Below are 22114 nucleotides of genomic sequence, written 5' to 3' on the forward strand. Positions count from 1 at the left end.
GGCGCGGAGGGATCAGGCGCCGATGGGATCAGGTGCCGAGGGACGTCAGTACGGTGCGGCGCAGCTCGACGGTGGCGGGGTCGCCGTGGGAGGTGCGGTCACGCGGGCGCGGTACGTCGAGGACGCGGCCGGTCCCGGTGCCGGTGCCGGTGCCGGTGCCGAGCAGTGCGACGCGGTCGCCGAGGAACAGCGCCTCGTCCACGTCGTGGGTGACGAAGACGACGGTCGCGCCCGTGCCGCGCAGCACATCGGCGAGGAGCTGCTGCATCCCGGCCCTGGTCTGCGCGTCGAGCGCGCCGAACGGCTCGTCCATGAGCACGGCGCGTGGCTCGCCCGCGAGGGCGCGGGCGAGCTGCACACGCTGCCGCTGCCCGCCCGATACGCGGTGCGGCAGCGTGGCTCCGTACCCGCCGAGGCCCACACGCTCCAGCCAGCCATCGGCCTGCGCGCGGCGCTCGCTCCGCCTCAACCCCGCGATCGCCAGCGGCAGTTCGACATTGGCGCGCAGTGTCCGCCACGGCAGCAGCGCGTCGTCCTGGAAGATCAGTGCCCGCTCGGCGTCCGGCGCCGTGATGGGCTTCCCGTCCTGCTCGACCTCCCCGCCCAGCGGGGGCAGCAGCCCGGCGAGGGTGCGCAGCAGGGTGGACTTGCCGCACCCGGAAGGGCCGACGACGGTGAGGATCTCGCCCGGCGCGACGTCCAGTTCGAGCCCGTCGAGGACGACGGCCCCCTGCCGCCCGATCGACGCGTCGCGCAGCGTGAGCCGGGTGCCGCGCGGCGGGGCGAGGACAGGGGAGAGGCCGACGGCGGTCTCGGGGGGTGTGGTCATGGGGTCACGCGTGGTCATGGGGTCACGCCTCCTCGCGGACGCGGTCCGGCGTGCGCGACGCGGACACTCGGGGCACGGCCTCGTCGGCCTCTGACGTGGGCGGTCCGGGGTGCGGAGCCGCCCGCACGTACCGTCGCGACGGCACCGGCGCCTCGGCGCGGAACTCCGTCCGCGGCAGCCACCGCGTCACACGGCGGCCAAGGACCTCCACCGCCGTCGACGTCATCCACCCGAGCGCGCCGATCGTCACCATGCCGACGAAGACGCCGGGGTAGTCGACCACCGTGTAGTCCTGCCAGGTGCGGTAGCCCACCCCGTACTCGCCGGAGATCATCTCCGCCGAGATCACACAGATCCACGAGACGCCGATGCCCACGGAGAGCCCGCCGAGGATGCCGGGCAGCGCCCCCGGCAGGACCACCGAGCCGAGGACGCGCCACCGGCCGCCGCCCATCGTGAGGACCGCCTCTTCCCAGACCGGGGTCAGGGCGCGCACCGCGTGCCGGGTGGAGACCATGACGGGGAAGAACGCCGCGGTGAAGGTGATGAAGACGATGCCCTGCTCGTTGCTGGGGAAGAGCAGGATCGCCACCGGCACCAGGGCGATCGCCGGTATGGGCCGCAGCACTTCGAGGACGGGCCCGAGCAGGTCGGCGGCCAGTCGCGAGCGGGCGATCGCCGTGCCGACGGCCACCCCCGCGCCCGCCGCGAGCGCGAAGCCGGTGACGATGCGGGTGAGGCTGTCGGTGAGGTCCTGCCAGTACGCCTCGTCGCCGACGCGCCGCCCGAACTCCCGCGTGACGTCGACGACCGTCGGGAACTGCTCGAAGCGCAGCCACACATTGACGTCGAGCGCGGTCAGGAGCTGCCACAGGCCGAGCGCTCCGGCCAGTGACAGGACACGCAGGAGGTGACGCCCCGTCATGACGCCTGCTTCAGAGCCTGGTTGTACGAGACGGTGCGAGCGCCGGGATGCGTGCTGGTGTAGGAGGCGGCGGTGGCGGGAGTGGCGAAGGGGAGCAGTTTCGTGCCGTCGGCCACCCATACGGCCTTGTCGGCGAACCAAGGCGTCCCGGTGGTGGTGTCGGGGACGTAGGCGGCACGCACCCTGCCCTGCCGGTCGGCTGCCTGGCGCAGCAGCTCGGCCGGGGTGGCGAAGGACCGCGTCCTGTTCTCGCCCTTCAGCCAGATTTCGCTGCGCGGTGGCCCGGGGGTGGCGGCTCGCGCGGTCGCGTATCCGTCGCCGTACGCCTTCTTGACGTACCGCTCGTCGACGAAGCTGTCCACGTCGACGTCGCCCACCAGCTTCGCCGACTTCAGCACGGGCACGTCCTTCTTCAACGCGTCCACCAGAGCGGGTTTGACCGTGGTGTCGAACGTGGCGATGCCGTGCGCGCCGTTGTAGAGATAGACGACCTCGGGCGGAAGGCCGGTGGCCTTCGCCACCGATTCGGCGGCGGCGACGGGACGCTTGTTGAGGTGGTCGGTCGCCTTGGCCTGGGCGCGCAGGAAGTCCTCAAGGACCCCTGGCCTCTTCTGTGCGAAGTCCTCCCGTGCGGTGACCCCGTGGAAGGTCGGCAGATTCAGCTCCGCGCCGTCGTACAGCGCTCGGGCCCGGCCCTGGAAGGCGAGTAGACCGGGCCACGCGACGAACTGCGACAGCGCGTCCGCGCTGCCCGCCTGGAGCGCCGAAGCACCCACCGCGGGCTGCTGGTTGAGCTTGCGGATGTCGTCCTCCGGGTCGATGCCCGCCTGTCGCAGCGCCCGCACGAGAGTGCCGTCGGCGGCCGAGCCGACACTCGTCGAGACCTTCTTGCCGCGCAGGTCCTTGAGGGACGACAGCTTCGAACCGGTGCCGGTGACAATGGTGTTGAGGCCGCCACGGAGGTTGTAGCCGGTGACGGAGACGAGTTTCGTCGGCCGGTTCAGCTGTGTGCCGCGGGCCGCATTGATCAGCAGGGGAAAGTCGCCCATCGAACCGATGTCGATCTTCCCCGCGGTCATCTGCGCGGTGATCGGCGCACCGGTGGCGTAGTCCTGCCACTTCACCTTGTAGGTGACGCCCTCGCGTTTGCCGCGCTCCGCGAGCTCGCGCTCGAAGTATCCGAGCGAGCGCAACAGCGTGCCCGCGGTGACGGTGTTGATGGTCTTGGACTGGTAGCCGATGGTGACGGTGACCGTGCCGGAGTCGTCCGCGCTCGCCCCGCCGCAGCCCGCGAGGGGGAAGGCCAGCAGGGCGGCCAGGGCGGCGCTGAGTGCCGTGCGTTTCATGGGAGTGGGGAACCTCTCGACCTTCGCCGGCTTCACCGGAGCAGATAGGGCATGTTGACCGTGACCGCACCCGTGGGGCAGCGGGCCGCGCACGGGCCGCAGTACCAGCACTCGTCGACGTGCATGAAGGCCTTGCCGCTCTCCGGGTTGATGGCGAGCGAGTCGAGCGGACACATGTCGACACAGAGGGTGCAGCCGTCGATGCACTTCGACTCGTCGATGGTCACGGGCACGTCGGCGCGCTGGGGGGCCAGAGGCATGGCTGTCTCCCGGAAAGAGGTGGCGGGTGAGGAATCAGAGCGCGCGGTGGAGCAGCCCGCTCATGGAGATGCGGTCACCGCGGAAGCGGATGAACTCCAGGTCCACGGGGCGCCCGTCGGACAAGGAGGTGAGGCGTTCGAGCATGAGGACGGCGGCACCGCGCGGGGCCTCGAGAACGGCGGCGGAGTGCACGTCGGCGTTGACGGCCTCCAGGGTGATCTCGGCCGTGCCGAGCGGCTGCCCGGTCAGGGTCTCCAGGAGCCGGAACACATCGGTGTTCTCCAGGTCGCAGCCGATGAGACCGGCGCCGATGTCCATCGGGACGTAGGTGAGATCGAGGGAGAGCGGCAGGCCGTTGAGCCGGCGCAGCCGCTCGATGTAGAGCACATCGGTGTGCTCCACCAGGCCAAGACGCCGGGCCACGGGTGCGGGCGCCGGGACGGGACCGACCGTACGGACTTCGTTGGTGACCTCGCCGTGTTCGTGCAGGGTCTCGGCGAGGCCCTGCAGCCGGTCGAGACCGTGCGGATACTTCTCGGACACCACGACCGTGCCGACCCCGGGCTGCCGTTCGATCAGCCCTTCCGTACGGAGGAGGTCCAGCGCCTGCCGGACGGTGTTCCGGGAGACGTGGTAGTCGCTGCCGATCGCGCCTTCGAGCGGCAGGACGCCGCTGGGGAAGCCCCCGGTGCGCACCTGGTGGCGCAACAGGTCGGCGAGCTGCCGCGCCTGGTCCGCGCGCAGCCGGCGCCGTCGTGCGGCGGCGACCGGCACAGTGTGCTCGCGGATACGTTCGGCTGGCATGCGAGGGACCATACCGACGTGGTCACGGTCGTGGTGTTGCCGGAGTATTGCGCCACTCAACGCACCACGCGCACCACCTCTGACCTGCGTGTTCGCGAGGCTTTCGGGGAGATCTGCCAGCGGGAAGCTGTCGCGTCATGCGCCGGGGTGCTCAGGGGGGCTCAGCGTTCGGGGTCGAGCAGCGTGTGTGCGACGGCGCCGTCCAGGACCTGGCGGGCCACATCCGAGAGCTTGAGCTGCCGGTTGCGGGCATACGTCCGCATGCGGATCAAGGCCTGGTCCGCGGTGCAGCCACGGGAGTTCGAGAGGAAACCCTTGGCCTGTTCGATGGCGATCCGGGATTCCAGGGAGTCCTGGAGCCGCGTGATCTGCGTCTTCTGTCCTTGCAGCACCTGCTGCTGAATCACGCACATGGCGGCGGTGTCCGCCAGCGCCCTGGCCAGCCGCAGCTGGGTGTCGTCCAGCGGTCTCGGCCGGTCGTGGAGGAGGCTCAGGGCGCCGACAACCGTGTCCTGGCAGCGCAGTGGTACCGCGGCGACCGAGGTGAAGCCGAGGAGCAGGGCGCGCGGCGTGAAGCGGGGCCACCGCGGCGAGGCGTCATCGACGTCCAGCCGGGTCTCCGAGACGTGTGCGGGGGAGCGGAAGCAGTCCAGGCTCGGCCCCTCGTCCCATTCGAGGCCGAACAGCTCCAGTGCGCGGGTGTACTCGTCGGAGGCCACCACCTCCGCACCCGGGCCGTGCGGAACGTCGAGGAGGACCCCGGCCGCCGAGACGCCGAGCAGGTCCACGCAGTGCTCGGTCAGGGTGCGCAGGACGTCGGTCACGTTCACGTCCCGTACCAGTGGGCCGGTGAGATCCGTGAACGCGGACGCGAGGCGCTTCTCGTGCTGCCTCTCGGACATGGCGGTCATGCCGCTTCTCCCTTCGCCCGATGCCGGCAACAGAACCGAGTTCATGCTCCAGTTGACGAATTCACGGAATCCTCATCCACGCTACCGCGATCGGTCGTCGCATGTCGGACACGGCGCGATCCAATGCGGTCGTCGTATGGCAAGGATCGCAATTGACCGACCGCCGCACTCTCCCTCGGTTGAAAGCAGGAGTGAATTCCTGTCAACTCCTACCCCTCGCCGCGGCCCACTTTTACGGCGCTCGTGGCGGCCTCGGAAAGAATCCGCTGGTGCGCTTCCGGTAGGCGGCGTAGCCGGGCCGGTCCGCCATGTGCCGTTCGAGGAGCGCCTTGCCGCTGCCCCGCGACAGCAGATACGTCATCACCAGCGGGCCGATGACCGTGGCGGCGGCCGCCGTGGGTGCCTCGCAGGTGAGGAGGAAGAGACCCCACCAGACACAGAAGTCACCGAAGTAGTTCGGATGGCGCGTCCAGGACCAGAGGCCGCGGTCCATGAGACGGCCCTTGTTGCCCGGGTCCGCCTTGAAACGGGCGAGTTGGAAGTCCCCGACCGCCTCGAAGACCAGACCGGCCAGCCACAGGAGTCCTCCTGCGACGGCGAGCGCACCCATAGGTCCGGAGATGTAGGCGGCGGCCTGCACGGGCAGGGACACCAGCCAGACCAGACCCGCCTGCAGCAGATAGACCATGCGCAGGGCGTACGCGTCCTTGCCGCCCGGAGCCTTGGACAGCAGCCGCTCGTAGCGCGGATCCTCGCCGTGGCCCCGGGCCCGCCAGGCGATGTGCCCCGCGAGCCGCAGACCCCACACCACCGTCAGAACCGTCACGAGGAGCCGTCGCCCCTCGTCACCCTGCCCGGACGAGAGGGCGTACGTCATGAGGGCGACGGCCGCGAACGCGATCCCCCAGGCGATGTCCACCACGCGGTGCAGCCCACGGCGCAGCGCGAGCGCGAAGGTGGCAAGGAGCACGGCAAGGGCGGTGAGCGCGGCGAAGGCGAGATTGACGCCGAACGCGCCCCAGGCGAAGCCGTTCACGACGCACCATCCCCGCGGTACAGGGCGGCCGTCGTGGCGGGCATCCCCGACCGGCCCAGGTCACTGGTGCGTACGGCGAGAATCTGGTCGACGCCCATCCGCCGCTCCTCGAACGCGAGCGATCCGCCCACCAGGTACAGCCGCCAGGTCCTTGCCGCCTCCACGCCGACCAGCCGGGCGAACTCCTCCCAGCGCTCCTCCAGCGTGGCGCGCCAGGCGCTGACGGTGCGCACGTAGTGCTCGCGCATCGACTCGGCCGAACGCACCTCGAAGCCCGCCCCCTCCCACAGGCCGATCGTCTCGCCGAGGGGACGCATGTGCATGTCCGGAGCGATGTACGACTCGATGAAGGCGCCACCGCCGGGCGCCGTGGACCCGCGGGACATCTGCTGGACGAGTATCCGGCCCTGCGGCCGCAGCAGGCCGTGCAGTTGGGCCGCGAACCCCGGATACTCCGCGTCCCCGACGTGCTCGCCCATCTCGATCACACTGATCGCCTCGTACTGCCCGCTCTCGATCGCGCGGTAGTGCCGAAGCTGTACGTCGACCTGGTCGTCGAGGCCGCGCTCGCGCACCCGCGCCCGGACGACGTCCCGCTGCTCGCGCGACAGCGTCACGGCTGTGACCTGCACCTTGTGCTCCTGTGCCGCGTAGAGGGCGAGCGCTCCCCAGCCGCAGCCGACATCGAGCAGCCGGGAGCCGGGGGCGAGGCCCAGCTTCCGGCAGACGAGTTCCAGCTTGGCGCGCTGGGCCCGCGCGAGGCCGTACCGCGGATCCTCGCTCTCCCAGTAGGCGCAGGAGTACGCCATCGAGGGGTCGAGCAGCAGCTCGTAGAAGCGGTGGGAGACGTCGTAGTGGTGGCTGATGGCCGCACGGTCCCGGGCGGTGCTGTGCCGCACGCCCCGCAGCCGGGCACGGCCCGCGGGCGCCTTCGGGGGCGGCCCCACGGCGCCGATCCGGACCGCGGCCGCCAGGGCGGACGCCAGCTGCCGCGCTCCGGGCCTGACCGGTGCGAGCCGCTGCTCCCGCGCTCCGGCCCACATGGCCCGCAGTCCGTCGGCGAGGTCGCCCTCGATGTCGAGGTCACCGGTGATGTACGCCTCGGCCAGGCCGAGTTCGCCCGGCTGCCACAGCAGACGGCGCAGCGCCCGACGGGAGCGGACGATCACGACCGGGGTGTCCGGCGGCCCGCACTCGCTGCCGTCCCAGGCGCGCAGCCGCAGCGGCACGGGTCCGCCCAGTGCGCCGGCGAGAAGTCCGTTGAGTCGTTCGGCGGTCGAGGTCACTGTCCTGCTCCCTGTCCGGTCGAGTGTCCGGTCGGCTGCCCGGTGGGCTGTCCGGTCAGCTGGATCTGGTGCACGTCGAGGTAGCCGGAGCGAAAGCCTGCCTCGGAGTAGGCGAGGTAGAAGTCCCACATGCGCCGGAAGGTGGCGTCGAAGCCCAAGTCGCCCACCGCGTCGTCCTGTTGGGCGAAGCGCTCGCGCCACAGCTCCAGCGTCTGCGCGTAGTGCGCGCCGAATCCGTCGCACGCGGTGACCCGCAGCCCGGTGTGGGCGCGTGCGGTCTCCTCGACGGCGCGGACGGAGGGCAGCTGACCGCCGGGGAAGATGTACTTCTGCACCCACGTATAGGTGTTCCGGCTCGCGAGCATCCGGTCGTGCGGCATGGTGATCGCCTGGAGCGCCACCGAGCCGCCCGGCGCGAGCAAGGAGTCCAGCGTGCGGAAGAACGTGGGCCAGTACTCCGCCCCGACCGCCTCGATCATCTCCACGCTCGCGATCGCGTCGTATCTGCCGCGCACCTGGCGGTAGTCGCACAGCTCGATGCGGACCCGGTCCTCGTGGCCCGCTGCCCGAACCCTTTCCCGGGCCAGGTCCCGCTGCTGGGCGGAGAGCGTGACCGAGTGGACGCTCGCTCCCCGCGCCGCCGCGCCGATGGCCAGGGCGCCCCAGCCCGTGCCGATCTCCAGCAGGCGCGTGCCGGGACCCACACCGCACAGGTCGAGCATGCGGTCGATCTTGCGGTGCTGGGCCGTCTCCAGATCGGGCCAGGCCGCGGGCAACTCGTCGAAGAGCGCGGAGGAGTAACTCAGGGAGCCGTCGAGGAACAGGGCGAACAGCTCGTTCGACAGGTCGTAGTGGTGCTGGATGTTGGCCCGCGCGCCACTGGGGGTGTTGCGCTGCTCGGCCGGCTGCCTGGGGGCCCAGAGGGTGCGCAGCCGCTGCAGCGAGGGCGGCACCAGCGTGGCCGTGTGCTCGGCGAGCACGGTGAGCACCGCGACCAGCTCCCGCGCGTCCCACTCGTGCGCCATGTACGACTCGCCGAAGCCGACGAGCCCGTGCGTCGCGACGCGCCGCAGGAAGCTGTCGGGATCGCGCACCTCCAGCAACGGGCCGCCCCTGCCCAGGAGTTCACCGCCGCCCATCGCCACCTGGAGCGGCAGCCCGTTCAGTGCACGGCGCACGACGGTCCGGGCCAGTGCCTGCCGCGCCGCGGAGCAGCGCGGAACGGCCACCACATCGGGCCACCGCCCGGCGTCGACCGCGCCCCGCGCACGGGGATCGCCGGACACACCGGATCCGCCGGACGTGCCGGACGCACTGGATACACGGGATGCGGACGTACTCACTTCAGGCCCTCCTGGGGACGATGTCGGGGTCGCTTCTGCACGGGCAGACCGCGCAGCCACAGCGCGATGCCGTGCCGCCGGATGGCCGCCGATACGGCGACCGTGGACCAGGGGTGGCGGACGGCGGCCCGCAGCAGCACACCGGTCGTCGCCGGGCGGCGCTCGCCGCGCACGGTCGCCGTGAACTTCCGGTGGCCGCCCTGGTCGAAGTGCAAGGTGACGCCGAGGCGCTCGCCCGGCATAGGAAGCCGCATCCGGTACTCGCCGTCGACCGGGAAGAACGGCGAGACGTAGAACTCCTTGGCCACCTCGAACTCCTGGCTCACGTCCGAGCTCCGCGCGGCGTCGGGAACCATCAGGTAGCAGTGCCGCTCCCCGTAGGTGTTGTGCACCTCGGCCACGACACAGCGCAGCTCGCCGCCGGGTCCGTGACACCAGTACAGGGACAGCGGGTTGAAGACGTATCCGAGGACCCGCGCATGGGCGAGCATCAGCACGCGCCCGCCGTCCAGCGTGATCCCGCGGGTGGCGAGGAAGGCCTCCAGCCCCGCCCTGATGCCGGTGGCCGTGCCGTCGAAGTGGTCGCGTCCGCCGAAGTGGTCGCGTCCGTCGAACCGGGCCAACGGGCGCAGCACGAAGGGCAGCCGGGGAGGCGCGTCCAGGTCGATCAGCCACAGGTACGTGCGGTGCGTGAGCCTGTAGTGACGCGGGCTGGTGCGGATGTGGGTGATGACGCTCGGATACAGCGCGGGCACCGGTCCGGGGGAGGAGTTCACCAGCGCACCCCCATCGCCAGGGCCGCCTCGACCCCCGAGCGGCAGCCGTCCTCGTGGAAACCCCAGCCGTGATAGGCGCCCGCGAAGGCGGTGACGGGACCGTTCAGGGAGGAGAGCCGGCGCTGTGCGGCGAGTGAATCCGGGGTGTAGACGGGGTGTTCGTACGCCATCTCGGCCAGCACCCGGTCGGAGCTGACCTGGTCCCCGCCGCCCAGGGTCACCACGTACGTCTCGGGGGCGTCGAGCCGCTGCAGACGGGTCATGTCGTAGCTGACCCGCACGTGGTCGGTCGTGGCGCCGCACGAGGGGAGCAGATAGTTCCACGAGGCGCGCGCGGCGCGGCTGCGCGGCAGCACCGTGGTGTCGGTGTGCAGCAGGGCCGGGTTGCGGGAGTACCGGAAGGCCCCCAGAATCTCGCGTTCCTCGGTGGACGCGTCCGCCAGCAGACGCAGCGCCTGGTCCGGATGGACGGCGACGACCACGGAGTCGTACGAAGCGGTCGTGCCGTCCGCGGTGGTGAGGGCCACGCGGCCGTCACCACGGCGTACGGACCGCACCGGCATCGACGTGTGAACGGTCTGGAGCTGCTTGCCGACCCGCTCCACGTACTCCCGTGAGCCGCCCGCCACCGTGCGCCAGGCGGGAGACCCGGTCACCGTGAGCATCCCGTGGTGGTCCAGGAACCGGAACAGATAACGGGCCGGGTAGCGCAGGGCCGTGCCCGGCGGGCAGGACCACACGGCAGAGACGAGAGGCACCGCGAAGTGGCGCACGAAGTAGTGGGAGAAACGGTGGCGCGTGAGGAACGCGCCGAACGTGTCGTCGCGTTCGGTGCGTTCGCTCTCGTCCCCGCCGCCCCTGCCTTCCCCGGTGTCCTCGCTGTCCCCGCTCTGTGTCAGGGATTCCGATGCCCTGCGGTGGAAGCGGGGTATCTCGGAGATCATCCGCAGGTACGGGCCGCGCAGCGCGTTGCGCGGCTGCGCGAACAGGCCGCGCGGGCCCCGCGCGCCCGCGTATTCGAGACCGCACCCCTCGCACCGCACGGACATGCTCATCTCCGTCGGCTGCGAGGTGACGGACAGCTCCCGGAACAGGCGGAGCAGGTTCGGATAGGTGCGGTCGTTGTGCACGATGAAGCCGGAGTCCACGGCGCGTGTCCGGCCGTCCGACCCCGGGACGTCGTGGGTGTGCGCATGACCGCCGAGGCGGTCGTCCGCCTCGTAGAGGGTCACATCATGTGCGGATCGCAGGATGTACGCGGCGGTGAGCCCCGCCACCCCGGATCCCACCACCGCCGTACGCCGTCGCTGTTCTCTCATGCCGTCCCATCTCCTCGTCCGGGCCCGCCGGACGTGCTCTAGAGATGATTCGGAGCGGGACGTGCCGCGGCTTGGTCAAGAACGCCACGATCTACGTCGTCGCGTCAGCACGTCACCGGGGGAGTACTGGTGGTCACCGCGTCACCGCGTCACCGCGACGTGCTGGTGGGAGGAAACTGGTCGGCGATCACGGGAGGGAGCTCGGCGAGGCCCAGGAACCCGGCCACGGACCTGCCGGCCAGGTCGTGCCAGGCGGTGGCCCGTCTCAGCATGGCGTGGCCGCTGCCGTACATCAGCACGGTGGCCGCATCGGCGCCCGCGGCGCCCGCCCGTGCCGCGAAGTCCAGGGACGACCTGGGATCGGTCGTACGGTCCTTGTCGCCGTGCAGCAGCACCACGCGGCGCCCGCGCAGGTGCTCCACGGGCTCCCCGGCGGGGCACCAGGGTGCGAGGCCGACCACCCCTCTCACCAGCGGGTCCCCGGCGGCCGCGAGCGCGGCGCGGGCCCCCATCGAATGTCCCACCAGGACGGTCGGTACCTCACCGGCGAGCTGTGCGAGCTCGCGCAGCGCCCGGCGGGCGTCCTGCGCCGCGTCCTGGCGCTCTCCGTTCCAGCCCCGGAAGCGATAGCGCACCCGGCCGATGAGCACCGCGTCCTGCGACGTGGACCGCCGGATCGCGCCCTCGAAGAGACGCAGACGGGCACCCGGCAGATTCCACGGCGGCGGCGCGCCGGTCCCGTGCTCACGGCCGCCGTGCAGCAGGAGCACGGCGGCACGTGGGTTCTCGACCGGCTGGCTCAGTTCAAGGGCCGGGCGGTGGCCGTCGCGGATGGGCACGGGGACTCCTCGACATGTCGGTGACCGGCCGAACGCGGCGGACACACGTGATTCGGAGCCGCGCCGGTGCCGGATGGGTCGTACGACAAGACTGCCTCCGCCGCGCCGCTCGTCGGCTCCGTGCGGTCCGCCTAGCGCGCGGGGCGCGAGCCGACCTCGTCCAGGGTCTCACCGTCGGTCAGGCGTGCCCGCACGGTCACGCCGGGGTCCTTGGGAGCCTTGACGGCCAGTGTGCGCCCTCGCTCGGTCTCCTTGACCTCACCGGTCACCTCGATGTCGGTGACCTCGCGACTGCCCGCGGCGAGGAGGTAGTGGCGCCCGGAGCCCGCCGTCCAGGGGGTACTGGCCACGATGTGCTGGCCGAACCGGCTGCAGGCAGCGGTCGAGCGTGCCTGCCGGACGACCTTCGCCGGAGCGGTGGCTGACGCCGTGGACGTGCGGAACTGCACGAGGACGTTGCCGGGGCCGCGCCAGGTGGAGGCACGGGTGCAGGACCACACCGCTCGGCCTCCTTCCTCGGGCAGGTCCTGCTCGGCGAAGTCCCACTGGTTGACGGACCGCACGCCGCTGCGCCGCATCTCCGGGAGCTGGCACGCGGTGCGGGCCCAGCTCCGCAGCGCCGCGCCGCTGGTGGCCTCGCGGGGCTGCCGGGGCGGGGCTCCGGTGCCGGGCAGGGGCGTGTAGCTGAGATGCGCGGGAGTCAGGTCGCCCAGGTCGGTGACGAGGAAGGCGTGCTTCTCCACGATCTTGCCGGAGGAGCGCAGCTGCATGACCGGCAGGCTGTCGCACGCACCCGTGCCCTGCGGCTCGCCTACGGCATCGGTGACGCCCTCGTCCGACACGTGGAGCGGACGTCCGGGGGAGTTGGGGGTCAGCAGGTCGCGGGTCTGCGCCTCGGCGATCCAAGGGGCGGTCAGATAGCGGATCTTGCCTGCCTTGCGGCTGAGGACGAGCGCGGCCGCCGTGGTCACGTCGGCCTCGTCGGAGCGGGAGATGTCCAGGGACGCGGCGTCCTGCGACGAGAGCGGTTCGCCGTAGCGGACGACGCGCCGCCCGTCGTGGAACAGCACGACCGCCTCCCGGCCCACGACACCCGCGTACAGCAACTGGGTGGTCCTGGGCGGCGGTTCGGCACTGGTGGCCTTGGCGACGCCGACTCTGGTGCCGCGTGGCGGGTCGGTCCATGTGGCGAGCGCCCGGTTGACCAGCTCGTCGTCGCCGGTACGCGCACCGCGTGCGGGCCAGGCGGTGAAGTCCACGCGTGAGGTGTCGGCCCAGGCGTCGCCCGGGGTGCGTTGCAACTGGGTGGGGCTGATCGCGGGGCGGATGCCGGCGGTTCGGGAGGGCTCGGCCGGGGGCGTGGCCCAGATGCCGGTCAGCAGCACCGCACAAGTGAGGGCGACGATGCCCGCGGTGACCCAGGCGAGCTGGTACCGGCGTCTGCGGCGCAGCAGATCGGTCGGGCGGGTCTGTACGGAACAGGCGTCGAACTCCCGCGAACGCAGGAGCGTTTCCGTCACCCCGCCCGTGGCCGCCCCGCCCGCGGTCGCGCCGCCCGCTGCCGCCTCCACCTCGCAGGCGGTGCGCAGCGCCTGCTCCGGCTCGGGCACATCGGCCGCGGTGAGGAGCTCGACGACCTCGGGGCGGGACAGGCCCTCCAGCTGAAGCAGCACGAAGGCCGCTCGGGCGGGTGCGGGGACCTCGGAGAGGACCTGCCCAAGGGCGATCTCCTCACCGCCGCCGGCCCGCGGGAAGAGACGCAGCCCCCAGACCACCGGGAGCGTGGGCCGCAGCGTGCGGGGAGGCGGCAGGAAACCCGGCCAGCCGCGCGGGCGGCGGTCATGGGCCAGCGCCGAGCGGACGACGCGCGCTCGCACGCTCGCCACCGCGGGGTCGGGCCTGCCCCGCTGCGCGGGCACCCGGTGTGTGGCCCGTCCTATGCGGAAGCCGGGCAGGGCGCGTTGTACCAGCGAATGGGCGACGAGTACCCGCTGGTGCCTGCTGAGGGTGTGGGGGAGCGTGAGGTAGGCGAGGCGTACGAGCCGGGTGTACTGGTCGACGATGACGGCTTCTGCCTGGTCAAGGGCCACCCGCCCGGACTCCGCAGCCGATCGCCGTTGCGATGTGCTCATCGATCAAGAAGCCTTCCAAAGGCTGACGACGTTGCGTCCTGACCAGGTTCAAACGAGTGAATCGTGCGATGGTCACAGCGAGGGCGAGGGCGAGGACGAAGGCGGTGACGGCGACGGCGAAGGTGGCGACGGCGGAGTCCGGGCGGAGGGGGCTCAGGCCTCGACACTCCGCCGGGACAACGTGCGCCCGTCGCCACCTCCGTACGTCCGGAAGGTCCCTCACAGCCTCGTCGGACATAAGTGATTCGTCGGCGATCGCCTGATGGATTGGCCTTGGTGACGACGGCGTCGTGCTTGAGCGGGGCGCTCGTCGCGCAACGGACAACTTCCCGGCGAGGATGGCCCCGTGCACGCGGCGGGCGCGGCCGGCGTGGCGGAGGAGGCCGCTGCCCATCCGCTTCCTGGATCCCGGACGCCTGCCCGCGCTGACCGGAGATGGTGCCGAGAATGCAAGAGCGCCCCCCTGCACGCCCCCCATCGTGCCCTGAATTGCGCCCCTCGATGTTCATGGAACGCGCTTGCTGTGCAGGTCAGAACGCGCTTTCCAGGAGAAGGCGCCGCGGCGCGCGTCCAACTCGCTTGGCTGATTACGCGCGGTTCGGTGCACCCCCGATTCCGATCTCGGTCGAGCGGGCGGAGGGTCGACGCGTGTATCCGGCACCGACAGGCGGCCAGGGGAGCCATAACCCCTCTGATCGGCCACGGCGTCCCGGAACGTCTGACTCCGGGGTGTCATCTCCCGCCCCGTGCCTGCCATTTCGTACCGCTGAGGGTTCGCCAGCATTTTTCCGCCAGGTTTCACAGAATCCGCACAGACCCCACAGGTGGGACGCACTATGTGACGCGTCAGAGCGACACGGACACACACTGCGATGTGTGCCCGTGTCGTTGGGGGGCGGGCCACGGGGTGGAGACATCCCCTGTGCCCGACCGGGAGGGGACCACACACCGCATGAATCACACCGCGCGAGCGGCGGCTCTCGGCGCCGGCGCTCTGCTTCTCGCGCTCTCGTTGCCCGGCGCTCCGGCCTCGGCCGCCGAGCTGCCACGCATCGACCTGCGCGTCCTGGTGGTGACCGACGGAGGCCCTGCCACCGCCGCGCTCACCGCCGAACTCGACGGTCAGGGAACGCCGTACACCACCGTCGACCTGCGGCAGAGCGGCCGTCCTGTGATCGACGCCGCGTTCCTCGCGGACAGGGTGGACGGCAGGGCCCGCGCCAAGTTCCAGGCCGTCGTGCTGCCCAACGACAATCCGTTCGGTGCCGGTTCCGCCGAGATGGCCGCCCTGGCCGCCTACGAGCAGACGTACGCCATCCCGCAAGTGGACGCCTACACCTACGCCAGGCCCGAAGCGGGCCTGCAGACACCGGAGTTCAGCGGATCCCTCGACGGGGTACGGGCCCAGGTGACCGCATCGGGCAAGAGCGGCCCCTTCGGCTACCTCGCGGGGCAGGTGCCCTTCGAGGACAACTCGCCCGCCGTGGGCGAGAGCTACGGCTTCCTGTCCAAGCCCGCACCGGGCGCCGACTTCACGAGCTACGTGGACGCGCCGATCCCCGGGGCGTCCGGCCGCGGCTCGCTCGTGGGCGAGTACCGCCACGACGGGCGCCGCGAGCTCGTGGTGACCTTCGTCTACAACCAGCATCAGCAGCAGTTCCGGCTGCTCGCCCGAGGCATCGTCGACTGGATGACCCAGGGCGTCCAACTCGGCTCGTCCCGCAACTACTTCGCCGTGCACGTCGACGACGTCTTCGGCGCCGACGACCGCTGGGACAGCGAGCTCAACTGCACACCGGGCGACGTGGACTGCCCGCCGGGCCAGGGCACACCCGACCCGATCCGGATGACGCCGGACGACGCGGCCTACGCGGCCCAGTGGTCCAAGGGGCGCAAGTTCCCGCTCGACATGGCCTTCAACGGCGGTGGCAGCGAGCTCTTCCGTGAGGAGAACGGCGGCGCGGACCCCCTGGCGGACCGGCTGATCGCCGACCGGGGCGAGCACCGCTGGATCAACCACACCTACAACCACCCCTTCCTCGGCTGCGTCCAGGACGTCAGCACCGTGCCGTGGACCTGCGCGAAGAACGCGGACGGCAGCACCCGCTACGTCTCCCGCACCGAGATCTCCCAGCAGATCTCCGACAACCGCAACTGGGGCCAGCGCGCCGGACTCCCGCTCCAGAACGGCGAGTTGGTAACCGGCGAGCACTCGGGGCTCAAGGTGCTTCCCCAGCAGCCCGACGACAACCCGAACCTGAGCACGGCTCTGCGGGACAACGGCGTGAGCTGGCTCGGCTCGGACAACTCCCGCGACAAGGGCCAGCGCCAGGTGGGCGCCGCGCTGACCGTGCCTCGCTATCCGATGAACGTCTTCTACAACGCGGGCCGCGCCAGCGAGCAGGTCGACGAGTACAACTGGATCTACACCCGCAAGGCGGACGGCGGCAGCGGCGTCTGTGAGAACTCCTCCGTCGCCACCTGCCTGGAGAGCCCCCTCGACACCACCACCGGCTACGCGGACCACATCGTGCCGGTCGAGTCGACGATCGCGCTCGGGCACGCCCTGGCGAACGACCCCCGGCCGCACTTCATCCACCAGTCGAACCTCGCCGAGGACCGCATCGCCTACCCCGTGCTCGGCTCCGTCCTGGACGCGTACGGCGCGCTGTTCGCGGACAACGCCCCCGTGGTCAACCTGCGGATGTCCGACATCGGCGGCGAGCTGCGCTCCCGCGCGGCCTGGGACACGGCCGTCAAGGCGGGCCGCGTCACCGCCTACCGGATCGGCGGCACGGTGACGGTCCAGGCCCCGTCAGGTGTGGCCGCCCGCGCCACCATGCCCACCGGCACCGTGCAGCAACTCCTCCTGGGAACCGACCCGTTCGGTTCGGCGTACGCAGGAAGAACCTCCGGCTGGGCTTCCCCGTCGCTCCTCCAGAGCCGGGTCACGCTCAAGCTGCCGACCGCCCCCACGGCGGGCAAGGCGGCGGCCGAGCAGGCCGACGTCCCCAAGGCGGCCAAGAAACTGACCGTCCCGTCCGGGGTCACCCGGTACGTGAAGCCAGGCACCGACGGTCACACGCCACGCGCGCTGCCCGCCCGGCGCTGATCCTCCGGTCGCACCCGGTGGCCGGCCGGCCCCTCCCGGCCGGCCTCCGGGACCACGCCTAGCGCGGCACGCCCCTGCCGTCGCACACCGCCCCGCCACCCAGGGGCCCACACCGCACCACCATCCCCCCGCGTCAGTACGTCCCGCACCCCGCCGTTCACGGAACTCGCCGTACCCCGGTCCGCACCGGGGCGGGCGCGGCCGTCGGCTCCCTCGCGTTCGTATCTCACCCGCGGAGCCCCACCATGTCCACCTCGCCCTCGCCCGTGCCGATACCGGCGCCCTTCCCCATGCCGTCGCCCCGCCCCGCAAGGACCCGCGTCACCCTGCTGACCGAAGGCACCTACCCGCACAGCCACGGTGGTGTCAGCGTCTGGTGCGACCAACTCGTCCGCGGCATGCCCGACATCGACTTCGGCGTCCTCGCCGTCACCGGCACCGGCAGCGAGAGCCTCGCCTGGGAGCTCCCGCCGCACGTCGACGAGCCCGTCTGCCTGCCCATGTGGGGACCGACCCCCGCCGGACACGCCCCGCGCGGCAGGCGTCGGCGTCAACTCCTCGGCGCCTACGAGCAGTTCCTCACCGCGCTGCTCGACCCGGCCGCCGAGGAAGGCTTCGCGCCCGCGCTCCACGACCTCGCCCGGCACGCCCGCGACGGCGCCCTGTCACCGACGCTGCGCACCGACCGCGCGGTGCACGTCCTGACCTCCGTATGGAACGTCCCCGGGCGCGCGACCGCCGAGGCGCGGCCGACGCTGCACGACGCGGTCACCGCCACCGGCCTGCTCGAACACGCGCTGCGGCCGCTCGCCGCCCGGCCGCCCGAGCGCGGCGTCGCGCACGCGGTCAGCGGCGGCATCGCGGCCCTGCCCGGCCTGGTGGGGCGTCAACTCCACGGTGTTCCGCTCCTGTTGACCGAGCACGGCGTGTATCTGCGTGAGCGCTACCTCGGCTACCGCACGGGTCCGTACAGCTGGCCCGTGAAGGCCCTGCTGCTCGGCTTCTTCCGGTTGCTCGCCGAGGAAACGTACCGCCGGGCCTCCCTGATCACCCCGGGCAACCGCTACAACCGCCTCTGGGAGGAGCGCGGCGGCGCACAGCCGTCCCTCATCCGCACCGTCTACAACGGCGTGGACCCCGAGGCCTTCCCACCGGCGGGCCCCGAGCCGCAGAGCCCCACCCTGAGCTGGGCGGGCCGCGTCGACCCGATCAAGGACCTGGAGACCCTGATCCGCTGCTTCGCCCTGGTCAGGCGGGAGATACCGGACGCCAGGCTCCGTCTTTTCGGCGGCACCCCGCGCGGCGGCGAGGCGTACCGCGAGCGCTGCGAGGCGCTGGCCGCCGAGCTCGGCCATGGCGACGCCGTGGTCTTCGAGGGCCGCGTCGAGCACATCAAGGACGCCTACTCGGCGGGCAACGTGGTGATGCTGTCCAGCATCAGCGAGGGCTTCCCCTTCACTCTGATCGAGGCGATGTCCTGCGGTCGCGCCACGGTCTCCACCGACGTCGGCGGAGTGCGGGAGGCCGTGGGCCCCACCGGCCTCGTGGTGCCACCGCGCGCCCCGGAGGCCATGGCGCGGGCCGTCGTCGAACTGCTCCGCGACCCCGGGCGCCGCGCCGCGATGGGCGAGGCGGCCCGCCTTCGGGTGATCGAGCAGTTCACGCTCCGGCAGACGGTGGACGCGTTCCGCTCGATCTACGAGGAGTTGGCCACGACCGGTCAACAGTCCTCAGTACAAAATGAATTGATAGGGCATCACCTCGCGGGCGAGGTGGCGGGATGAGCGGGCCGCTCCCTCTCAGGCCGCGCGGCGGAAACCCCCGCGGCGCGGAGAACGGCGACGCCTTCGGCGCGGACGACACCCTCGCCCTGCGTCTGGCACGTGCGCCTCGCACCGCCTCCGACGACGGCCGTCCCCGCATCCGCACGGGCGTCGCACTGCGCCCCGCCCGTGCCGACGACCCCGTCGACCGCCTTGCCGCCGAACTCGCCGACGACGCGGGCGCGGCCGTGCACCCCTACGAAGTCGCCGCGCTCCTGGAGTCGCAGGGCCTGACCGGCGACCGGATCCAGGAGACGTATGGGCACCCCGATCTGTTCTCGCTGGCCGACGCCGTCTTCCGGAGGGTGCCGCGCAGCCATCCGAAGCCGCCTGTGCCGCCCGACCCCTGGCGGCCCGACCATCTGCGCTGCGCCCTGCGCGGGCTGCTCTTCGCGCTTCCGGGCACGGCCTATGTACTGGCGCAGGGCGCGTGGGGCTCGGCCTCGGGGCTGTACGGGCTGATCGCCGCGGCCCTGGTGTCCTGGGCCTGGTCCCAGGCGCTGAGCCACCGGGCGTACAGCCGGCTCGCGGCCGGACGGCACGAGGCCGGGCGCACCCTGCTGCGCGGTGCGCCGCTGGGCGCCGTGGCCGCGTCCGTCACCGGCCTGCTGGTCGCGGGCCCGAGTGCCGCCGCGCTGTTCGCCGTCGGGCAGTCCTGCTATCTCGCCGCGGCAGGGTTGTTGCTCGTGCTCGGCCGCGAGAAGATCCTTGCGGCGGCGCTCCTTCCGGTCGTGCTTGCCGCGGCAGCTCAGCCGTGGTGGCAGCCGCCGCAGCTCCTGAGGACCGGTCTGCCGCTGCTCACCGTCCTGTTGGCGACGGCGGCCGCCGGTCAGGCGCTGCGCTCGGCGCTACGGGCCACCCCCGCGCCGGGACCCGCACCGCGCCTGGTGGGCTCGCTTCCGTACGGTCTGTTCGGTCTTGCGGCCGGGACACTGACCGCCGTGGCGGGCCGGCAGGAGCCGTACGCCGTCATCGTGCTGACCCTGAGCATGGGTCCCGCCGAGTGGCTTCTCTACCGCTACCGCGGTCTCGCCGTGGCCGCCCTGCACGCCTCGACCACCCCACGGGGCTTCCGGCTGCGCGCCGCGCGTGCCCTCGCCGTGTGCGGCGCGGCCTATCTCGTGCCGCTAGCCCTGGGTGCCGTACTCGTCGGCGCGAGCGCGGCCCGGCTCCTGCTGCTCGGTGCCGTGCTGTGGATCGCCCTGCTCCTCCAGGCGTTCGGCGCGGCCTGGCCGTCCGCCGCGCCCTGCCTGGCCGCCGCGGCCACCGCCACGGCGCTTCCGCTCACCGGCACCGTCTCGGTGCCCACCGCGCAACTCATCGGCTGTACCGCCGCCGTCCTGGCGCTCCTCGCCGTCGCCGTGCACCGCTTGGGCAGGCCAACGGCGCACGCCTGAGCCGACCCGCGCCGCGCCTCCAGAGCCTGGCCACGCCCGCAGCGCACCACGTCCATCACCTCACTGTCCCCGTCCCCGCCACCGTCACCGTCACCGTCACGTGATCAGTCATCAGGAGCACTCATGGCATCCGCACCACTCGTCGCCGTCACCGGAGCCGAAGGCTTCATCGGCTCGCATCTCACCGAGGCGCTCGTCGCGTCGGGCCACCGGGTCCGCGCGATGGCGCAGTACAACTCCTTCTCCTCCTACGGCTGGCTGGAGACGCTCGCGCCCGAGGTGCTCGCCGACGTCGAGATCGTCCTGGGCGACGTACGCGACCCGGGCTCGGTCCGCGGCCTGGTCACCGGCGCCGAGACGGTCTACCACCTGGCCGCCCTCATCGCGATCCCGTACTCCTACCAGGCCCCGCACAGCTACGTGGACACGAACGTGACCGGCACGCTCAATGTCCTCGAAGCCGTACGCCACTTGGAGATCCCGCGCCTGGTGCACACCTCCACCAGCGAGACGTACGGCACCGCGCAGACCGTGCCGATCACCGAGGACCACCCCATCAACACCCAGTCCCCGTACGCCGCTTCGAAGGCGGGCGGCGACCGGCTCGCCGACAGCTACCACGCGAGCTTCGAGACGCCCGTGGTCACCCTGCGTCCCTTCAACACCTTCGGGCCGCGCCAGTCGATGCGGGCCGTCATCCCGACCGTCATCGGCCAAGTGGCCTCGGGGTCACGGGAGATCACCCTCGGCGACCTGCGGCCCACCCGCGACTTCACCTTCGTCGCGGACACCGCGCAGGCCTTCATCGCCGTCGGCACCGCACCCGCCGACGCCGTCGTGGGCCGCACCTTCAACGCGGGCACCGGCGGCGAGATCTCCGTCGGCGACCTGGTGCGGCTCATCGGCAAGGTGATGGAGGCCGACCTCGACGTCAGCGAGGACGAGCAGCGCATCCGCCCCGCGGCTTCCGAGGTGATGCGTCTGGTCGCCGACGCGAGCCGGCTGCGCGCGGCCACCGGCTGGGCGCCGGGACACGACCTGGAGCAGGGCCTCGCCCGCACGGTCGAGTTCTTCCGCGACCCGGCCAACCTGGCCCGCTACAAGACGGACATCTACAACATCTGAGCCATCCCCGACCGGCCACCGGCCACCGGCCGCCGACCGCCGATTGCCGACCGCCGACCGTCAACCGATCTGCGCACCAGGCCACTTGACCGCTTCGGGTCATTCACCTTCGGGTCACTCACAGGGGAGACGAACCATGCACGCAGTCATTCTTGCCGGAGGCAAGGGTGTCAGGCTCCGGCCGTACACCACCGCGCTGCCCAAGCCGCTGGTTCCCATCGGCGACCAGCACGCGATCCTGGAGATCGTGCTGCGCCAGCTGGCGACCGCCGGATTCACCAGCTGCACCATCGCGATCGGGCACCTCGGCCACATCATCCGTGCCTACGTCGGCAACGGCGCACGCTGGGGCCTGCGCGTCGGCTACTCCACGGAGGAGAGCCCGCTGGGCACCATGGGCCCGCTCCTGACGATGATGGACCGGCTGCCCGAGCACTTCCTCGTGATGAACGGCGACATCCTCACCGACCTGGACTACGCGGACGTCCTGAACAGCCACAGCACGTCCGGGGCACCGCTGACGATCGCGACGTACGCACGTGAGGTGCGGATCGACTTCGGCGTGCTCACCACCGAGTCGGACCGCGTGGTCGCCTTCACGGAGAAGCCGAGCGTGGACTACCGCGTCTCCATGGGGGTGTACGGCCTCTCGCGCGACACGCTCGCCTCCTACACGCCGGGCCTGCCGCTCGGCTTCGACGAGCTCGTTCTCGACCTGCTGAAGTCCGAGACCCCGCCGCACGCCTACGCGTTCGACGGCTACTGGCTCGACATCGGACGCCCGGACGACTACGACCGCGCGAACGCGGAGTTCACCTCGCACCGCTCCCTTCTCCTCAAGGGAGCGTGA

The 22114-nt window shown here is 71.7% G+C and carries 18 protein-coding genes; 5 read left to right on the top strand and 13 right to left on the bottom strand.

Going from position 1 to position 22114, the window contains the following annotated elements; genetic code table 11:
• Positions 1-28: 28 nt before the first annotated feature.
• From AC07AG_RS10640 to AC07AG_RS10700, 13 genes are all read right to left on the bottom strand, one after another.
• Complete coding sequence (locus AC07AG_RS10640; protein ID WP_478753997.1) at positions 29-829, bottom strand: ABC transporter ATP-binding protein; 801 nt, start codon at positions 827-829, stop codon at positions 29-31.
• Positions 830-851: 22 nt separating this feature from the next.
• Positions 852-1754 (bottom strand): ABC transporter permease, encoded by a 903-nt coding sequence (locus tag AC07AG_RS10645; RefSeq protein WP_478753826.1) that lies wholly within the window; start codon positions 1752-1754, stop codon positions 852-854.
• On the bottom strand, positions 1751-3100 hold the full coding sequence (locus AC07AG_RS10650) for an ABC transporter substrate-binding protein (protein WP_478753828.1): 1350 nt from the start codon (positions 3098-3100) through the stop codon (positions 1751-1753). Before AC07AG_RS10650 ends, AC07AG_RS10645 begins: the two co-directional genes overlap by 4 nt.
• 32 nt (positions 3101-3132) lie before the next feature.
• Positions 3133-3360, bottom strand: a complete 228-nt coding sequence (locus tag AC07AG_RS10655) for a 4Fe-4S dicluster domain-containing protein (RefSeq protein ID WP_249586246.1) — start codon at positions 3358-3360, stop codon at positions 3133-3135.
• A gap of 34 nt (positions 3361-3394) precedes the next feature.
• The gene (locus AC07AG_RS10660) at positions 3395-4165 is read right to left on the bottom strand and encodes a GntR family transcriptional regulator (RefSeq protein ID WP_478753830.1); all 771 of its coding nucleotides are present in this window, start codon (positions 4163-4165) and stop codon (positions 3395-3397) included.
• Positions 4166-4326: 161 nt separating this feature from the next.
• Positions 4327-5076, bottom strand: coding sequence for an ANTAR domain-containing protein (locus AC07AG_RS10665; protein WP_478753832.1), 750 nt, complete (start codon positions 5074-5076; stop codon positions 4327-4329).
• A 232-nt stretch (positions 5077-5308) separates the two neighbouring features.
• Entirely contained in the window at positions 5309-6112 is an 804-nt protein-coding gene (locus AC07AG_RS10670; protein WP_478753834.1) for a DUF1295 domain-containing protein, read from the bottom strand.
• Positions 6109-7398: a class I SAM-dependent methyltransferase gene (locus AC07AG_RS10675; protein ID WP_478753836.1), complete on the bottom strand. Its 1290-nt coding sequence runs from the start codon at positions 7396-7398 to the stop codon at positions 6109-6111. The genes AC07AG_RS10670 and AC07AG_RS10675 overlap by 4 nt, the downstream gene beginning before the upstream one ends.
• The gene (locus AC07AG_RS10680) at positions 7395-8741 is read right to left on the bottom strand and encodes a class I SAM-dependent methyltransferase (RefSeq protein WP_478753838.1); all 1347 of its coding nucleotides are present in this window, start codon (positions 8739-8741) and stop codon (positions 7395-7397) included. Before AC07AG_RS10680 ends, AC07AG_RS10675 begins: the two co-directional genes overlap by 4 nt.
• Positions 8738-9520, bottom strand: a complete 783-nt coding sequence (locus AC07AG_RS10685) for a DUF1365 domain-containing protein (RefSeq protein ID WP_478753999.1) — start codon at positions 9518-9520, stop codon at positions 8738-8740. The genes AC07AG_RS10680 and AC07AG_RS10685 overlap by 4 nt, the downstream gene beginning before the upstream one ends.
• Entirely contained in the window at positions 9514-10836 is a 1323-nt protein-coding gene (locus AC07AG_RS10690) for an NAD(P)/FAD-dependent oxidoreductase (RefSeq protein ID WP_478753839.1), read from the bottom strand. Before AC07AG_RS10690 ends, AC07AG_RS10685 begins: the two co-directional genes overlap by 7 nt.
• A 149-nt stretch (positions 10837-10985) precedes the next feature.
• On the bottom strand, positions 10986-11675 hold the full coding sequence (locus AC07AG_RS10695) for an alpha/beta hydrolase (RefSeq protein ID WP_478753841.1): 690 nt from the start codon (positions 11673-11675) through the stop codon (positions 10986-10988).
• Between the two features lie 131 nt (positions 11676-11806).
• Positions 11807-13807: a hypothetical protein gene (locus AC07AG_RS10700; protein ID WP_478753843.1), complete on the bottom strand. Its 2001-nt coding sequence runs from the start codon at positions 13805-13807 to the stop codon at positions 11807-11809.
• Between the two features lie 952 nt (positions 13808-14759).
• Here AC07AG_RS10700 and AC07AG_RS10705 point away from each other — a divergent pair.
• The 5 genes from AC07AG_RS10705 to AC07AG_RS10725 all read left to right on the top strand — a co-directional run bounded on the left by AC07AG_RS10705 (position 14760) and on the right by AC07AG_RS10725 (position 22114).
• On the top strand, positions 14760-16919 hold the full coding sequence (locus AC07AG_RS10705; protein ID WP_478753845.1) for a hypothetical protein: 2160 nt from the start codon (positions 14760-14762) through the stop codon (positions 16917-16919).
• A 290-nt stretch (positions 16920-17209) separates the two neighbouring features.
• Positions 17210-18703 carry a GT4 family glycosyltransferase PelF gene (pelF, locus tag AC07AG_RS10710; protein ID WP_478754001.1) on the top strand — a complete coding sequence of 498 codons (1494 nt, stop codon included), beginning with the start codon at positions 17210-17212 and terminating at the stop codon, positions 18701-18703.
• On the top strand, positions 18700-20139 hold the full coding sequence (locus AC07AG_RS10715) for a hypothetical protein (protein WP_478753847.1): 1440 nt from the start codon (positions 18700-18702) through the stop codon (positions 20137-20139). The genes pelF and AC07AG_RS10715 overlap by 4 nt, the downstream gene beginning before the upstream one ends.
• Positions 20140-20262: 123 nt before the next feature.
• The gene (locus AC07AG_RS10720) at positions 20263-21264 is read left to right on the top strand and encodes a GDP-mannose 4,6-dehydratase (RefSeq protein ID WP_478753849.1); all 1002 of its coding nucleotides are present in this window, start codon (positions 20263-20265) and stop codon (positions 21262-21264) included.
• A gap of 136 nt (positions 21265-21400) precedes the next feature.
• A complete protein-coding gene (locus AC07AG_RS10725; RefSeq protein WP_478753851.1) occupies positions 21401-22114 on the top strand; it encodes a nucleotidyltransferase family protein in 714 nt (237 codons plus the stop codon).

The sequence above is a fragment of the Streptomyces sp. NPDC044044 genome, from assembly GCF_056434405.1.

Coding starts and splice junctions, on each gene's coding strand:
- AC07AG_RS10640 (WP_478753997.1), bottom strand. CDS start 829: ATGACCACACCCCCCGAGACCGCCGTCGGCCTCTCCCCTGTCCTCGCC.
- AC07AG_RS10645 (WP_478753826.1), bottom strand. CDS start 1,754: ATGACGGGGCGTCACCTCCTGCGTGTCCTGTCACTGGCCGGAGCGCTC.
- AC07AG_RS10650 (WP_478753828.1), bottom strand. CDS start 3,100: ATGAAACGCACGGCACTCAGCGCCGCCCTGGCCGCCCTGCTGGCCTTC.
- AC07AG_RS10655 (WP_249586246.1), bottom strand. CDS start 3,360: ATGCCTCTGGCCCCCCAGCGCGCCGACGTGCCCGTGACCATCGACGAG.
- AC07AG_RS10660 (WP_478753830.1), bottom strand. CDS start 4,165: ATGCCAGCCGAACGTATCCGCGAGCACACTGTGCCGGTCGCCGCCGCA.
- AC07AG_RS10665 (WP_478753832.1), bottom strand. CDS start 5,076: ATGACCGCCATGTCCGAGAGGCAGCACGAGAAGCGCCTCGCGTCCGCG.
- AC07AG_RS10690 (WP_478753839.1), bottom strand. CDS start 10,836: ATGAGAGAACAGCGACGGCGTACGGCGGTGGTGGGATCCGGGGTGGCG.
- AC07AG_RS10700 (WP_478753843.1), bottom strand. CDS start 13,807: ATGAGCACATCGCAACGGCGATCGGCTGCGGAGTCCGGGCGGGTGGCC.
- AC07AG_RS10705 (WP_478753845.1), top strand. CDS start 14,760: ATGAATCACACCGCGCGAGCGGCGGCTCTCGGCGCCGGCGCTCTGCTT.
- pelF (WP_478754001.1), top strand. CDS start 17,210: ATGCCGTCGCCCCGCCCCGCAAGGACCCGCGTCACCCTGCTGACCGAA.
- AC07AG_RS10715 (WP_478753847.1), top strand. CDS start 18,700: ATGAGCGGGCCGCTCCCTCTCAGGCCGCGCGGCGGAAACCCCCGCGGC.
- AC07AG_RS10720 (WP_478753849.1), top strand. CDS start 20,263: ATGGCATCCGCACCACTCGTCGCCGTCACCGGAGCCGAAGGCTTCATC.
- AC07AG_RS10725 (WP_478753851.1), top strand. CDS start 21,401: ATGCACGCAGTCATTCTTGCCGGAGGCAAGGGTGTCAGGCTCCGGCCG.